The 4238-nt window shown below is 45.1% G+C and carries 4 protein-coding genes; 2 read left to right on the top strand and 2 right to left on the bottom strand.

The genetic code is table 11. From position 1 onward, the window contains the following. The first annotated feature begins 182 nt into the window (after window positions 1-182). The gene (locus PN499_RS28310; RefSeq protein ID WP_272036823.1) at window positions 183-1490 is read left to right on the top strand and encodes a dihydroorotase; all 1308 of its coding nucleotides are present in this window, start codon (window positions 183-185) and stop codon (window positions 1488-1490) included. A gap of 70 nt (window positions 1491-1560) precedes the next feature. Here the strand turns inward: PN499_RS28310 and lepB are convergent, their stop codons facing one another. Then, the gene (lepB, locus tag PN499_RS28305) at window positions 1561-2175 is read right to left on the bottom strand and encodes a signal peptidase I (RefSeq protein WP_007353067.1); all 615 of its coding nucleotides are present in this window, start codon (window positions 2173-2175) and stop codon (window positions 1561-1563) included. Between the two features lie 224 nt (window positions 2176-2399). On the opposite strand from lepB, the gene PN499_RS28300 reads away from it, so the two are divergent. Beyond that, on the top strand, window positions 2400-3731 hold the full coding sequence (locus tag PN499_RS28300; RefSeq protein WP_272036821.1) for a dihydroorotase: 1332 nt from the start codon (window positions 2400-2402) through the stop codon (window positions 3729-3731). A 13-nt stretch (window positions 3732-3744) separates the two neighbouring features. Here PN499_RS28300 and PN499_RS28295 read toward each other — a convergent pair whose 3' ends face one another. Beyond that, window positions 3745-4071, bottom strand: a complete 327-nt coding sequence (locus tag PN499_RS28295) for a hypothetical protein (protein WP_272036819.1) — start codon at window positions 4069-4071, stop codon at window positions 3745-3747. Between the last annotated feature and the right edge of the window lie 167 nt (window positions 4072-4238).

Raw genomic sequence — 4238 nt, 5'->3', positions numbered from 1 at the left:
TTTCAGCGGTTAGGGGCTAGGGAAAGAAGGCGAATAAGGGGAAGAAGGAAAAGATAGGGAGGATGGGGAGGATGAGGGAGATGGGGGAGATGGATAGTTAGCAATTAGCGATTAGCAATTAGCAATTACCAATTACCAATTACCAATTACCAATTACCAATTACCAACTAACAAGTGCTATTATGAATTGTGAACTGCTGCAACAAGTGCGGGTGTTAGATCCCGTTTCTGGAACCGATAAAATTGCTGATGTTCTGATCGAAAACGGTGATATTAAAGCAGTTCAGGAAAGCATTTCTGACTGGCCGCCAGATACTCAAGTACGGGAATGCCAAGGTCTAATTCTAGGGCCTGGATTGGTGGATATTTACAGCCATAGTGGGGAACCGGGGTTTGAGGAACGGGAAACTCTGGAATCTTTAATCAAAGCTGCGGTGGCTGGTGGGTTTACGCGGTTGGCGATTTTGCCAACGACGACACCGCCGTTAGATCGTCCGGGGGGTTTAGCTTTGCTAAAATCTAAAGTCTCCAATCCGCAGGCTCGAATCCAATTCTGGGGTGCTCTTACCTTGGGTTTAGAAGGGCAACAGATGGCAGAGCTGGCAGATTTGGCGGATTCGGGGGTAATCGGGTTTACTGATGGTTTGCCGCTGTCTAATCTGGCTCTAGTGAGACGTTTGTTGGAATATGTGAAGCCTTTTGATTTGCCTGTGGCTTTTTGGCCTTGCGATCGCAGATTAGCAGGAAATGGGGCGGCCCGTGAGGGAGTGCAGTCAATTACTTTGGGTTTGGCAGGAAATCCCGCGATCGCAGAAACTTCGGCTTTAGCAGCTTTATTGGAATTAGTTGAGGCGACGGGTACTCCTGTCCATATTATGCGCGTTTCTTGCGATCGCAGCGTCGAACTGATTAAAACCGCTAAAAAACGAGGCTTACCCGTCACTGCTAGTACAACTTGGATGCACTTATTGTTGAATACGGATGCGATCGCCGGGATTAGGGACTGGGGGAGCGGGGGAGATGAGGAGTGGGGGAGATTTTCCTTTCCTTATGACCCTAGTTTACGCTTAGAACCACCTTTAGGCAATCCTGATGACCAATTAGCGTTAATTCGAGGGGTGAAGGAGGGAGCGATCGATGCGATCGCTATTGACCACAGTCCCTATACTTATGAAGAAAAGACAGTTGCCTTTGCAGATGCTCCCCCAGGGGCGATCGGCTTAGAATTAGCATTGTCTTTACTGTGGCATAAATTAGTTGAGACAGGTCAATTGTCTGCTTTAGAATTGTGGCGGGTTTTAAGTGCAGGGCCATCCCTTTGTATCAGACAAACTCCCGCCGTCGCAGTACCCGGAATCTCTGCGGAATTGACTTTGTTTAACCCTCAACAGAGTTGGAAAGTCGAACACGCAACCCTCAAATCCCTCTCTGTAAATACCCCTTGGTTAGGTCAACAACTTATCGGCAAAGTTGTAAAAACATGGAATTAACAGTGAAGGAAGAAGGAAGAAGGAAGAAGGAAGAAGGAAGACGGGGGAGCACTTAACAGTTAACAGTTAACTATTTCGTTTTAGTGGGATAGAGAGGATCGGGATTTACATATCCAGCACGATTAGGAGGCCAAAAACGCACAACTGCACGGCCGATGATATTGCCGCTAGGGACAAAACCCCAGTAATGGCTGTCACAGCTAGCATTGCGGTTGTCGCCGAGCACTAAGTAAGAATTTTTGGGTACGATCGCAGGCCCATAGGGGTAATGCGGGATTTCTTCAATATACTTTTCCTGAATAGGCTGATTATTGATGTAGACCTTTCCCTCCTTAACCTCCACCTGTTCTCCAGGTAGTCCGATTACTCGCTTAATATAAGCATCTTTCAGTGGGGGTGGCTGTCCCGTACACAGACTCGCAGAGTCGGGAGGCATAAATACCACAATATCTCCCCGTTCCGGCTCTTGAAAGCGGTAGCTCAGCTTATCTATAATCAGGCGATCGTTAATCTGCAACGTTGGCAGCATCGAGCCTGTAGGAATGTAGCGAGCTTCAGCAACTAAGGTACGGATGCCAAAGGCCAAGACTGCTGCTAAGCCAATCGTCTTGAGTCCTTCTATCCAGGGATTTTCGCGGTCTTGAGAGGAATTATCGTCTGCTGCTGGCTTGTCTGGACGAGGCATAAGCTTTTAATGACTGGACTGGGTACAAATTATAACAGAATGGCATGAAAAGCCTCTGAACTAAAGTTCAGAGATGAAAGACCGTAACAGGACTTTTTCACCTGCCTCTGGACAATTCTATTGCTATTTGTATGTGAATACTATAAATTATAACAATTAACAGTTAACTGTTAACTGTTAACCGTTAACCGTTAACCTTTAAAAATTAACTTTAGCTCAAAATTATGCCAACACCGTCAAGCCTGCTTATTCGCCGCGCTCGTATCCTTTTACCTAACGGTGAGTTGATGACGGGCGATGTCGGGATATGCGGTGGAGAAATAGTCCAAGTCGCGTCTGAAATCCCCAGCCTTGATGGAAGTGCTGACAGAGAAATAGACGCGAATGGTTTAACTTTGTTACCAGGAGTTATTGACCCGCAAGTACACTTCCGGGAACCAGGATTAGAACACAAGGAAGATTTGTTTACGGCTAGCTGTGCTTGTGCAAAGGGTGGCGTGACATCATTTCTAGAAATGCCAAATACGCGGCCGCTGACGACTACTCAAGCTGCTTTAGATGATAAGCTCAGGCGTGCCGCTGAAAAGTGTTTAGTTAATTATGGTTTTTTTATCGGCGCAACTGCTGAAAATTTGCCCGATCTATTAGATGCTCATCCGACACCAGGGATTAAGATTTTTATGGGTTCGATGCACGGCCCGTTATTGGTGGGTGGGGAAGAGAAGTTAGAGGCAATTTTTAGTAATGGCAAGCGGTTAATTGCCGTTCATGCTGAAGACCAAGCTAGAATTGAACAACGGCGGCAGGAATTTGCAGGAAGTATAGATCCTGCTATCCACTCACAGATTCAGGACAATGAAGCGGCTTTATTAGCGACTAAGTTGGCTTTAAAATTATCGCAGAAATATCAAAGACGGCTGCATATACTGCATTTATCGACTGGGGAAGAAGCCGAGTTATTGCGTCAAGATAAACCGAGTTGGGTAACGGCAGAAGTTACGCCGCAACACTTGTTGTTAAATACAAGTGCTTATCAGCAAATTGGGACGCTGGCTCAGATGAATCCGCCTTTGCGATCGCCACAAGATAACCAAATCCTCTGGCAAGCTTTACTGGACGGTGTAATTGATTTTATCGCCACAGATCACGCACCCCATACTTTAGAAGAAAAGGCTAAAGTTTATCCAAATACTCCTTCAGGGATGCCGGGAGTTGAGACTTCTTTGCCTTTAATGCTGACGCAAGCTGTGGAGGGAAAATGTACAGTTGCCCAAGTTGCTAACTGGATGTCTGCGGCTGTAGCTAAGGCTTATAAGATTCCGAATAAGGGTGCGATCGCGGCTGGTTATGATGCGGATTTAGTGTTAGTAGACTTAGAGAATTATCGCCCTGTTTTGCGGGAAGAATTATTGACAAAATGTGGTTGGAGTCCCTTTGAAGGCTGGAATTTGACTGGGTGGCCGAGCGTGACTATCGTGGGAGGTCAAGTAGTTTATGAACAAGGGAAATTGAATACAAATGTTAGGGGAAAAGCCTTGACATTCGATCTAGATTAAGCATGAATACAGTTTACAAATTGGAGATAATTGGGCTAAGATTTTGGTGACTAATTCTCTGTAAGTGTTTAAAAATTTTCTCTCTGAGCTCAGGAAGAGCGCAATGAATAGAAATGCCTGCCATAGAATCCCATGCTAATGTCACTAGACGGTCTTCAATCTTGAAGTCTATGTAAATTTGGTCTATTCCCATAACTAATTCTTCAGTTTTGATGGCTGAAAAATTTTCATAGAAAAATTTTTCAAGTCGATCGAGACATGATTCGTTTTCATCTTCTGTCTCGACAACTATCATTAACTCGTCAGGTTTGACGTAATGGGGAACTTGTCTAATTTTCATTACCGTACAGTTCAAGATTCCGCCTGTAAATTATACCAAATCCGGGTTAGTCATCCCCTTTATAGTAGGAAGCAGGAGGCAGGAGGAAAATACAATAATAGAAAGGGTTTCGGCTATCGAGAATGTCCTAAACCTTGTGGTGGTTGCTATATTAGTAATTCTGTCGT

The organism is Kamptonema animale CS-326 (assembly GCF_028330895.1).
Taxonomy (GTDB): Bacteria; Cyanobacteriota; Cyanobacteriia; order Cyanobacteriales; family Microcoleaceae; genus Kamptonema; species Kamptonema formosum.
The sequence above is the reverse complement of the archived record's forward strand: the minus strand, read 5'-3'. Positions and strand labels throughout refer to the sequence as shown.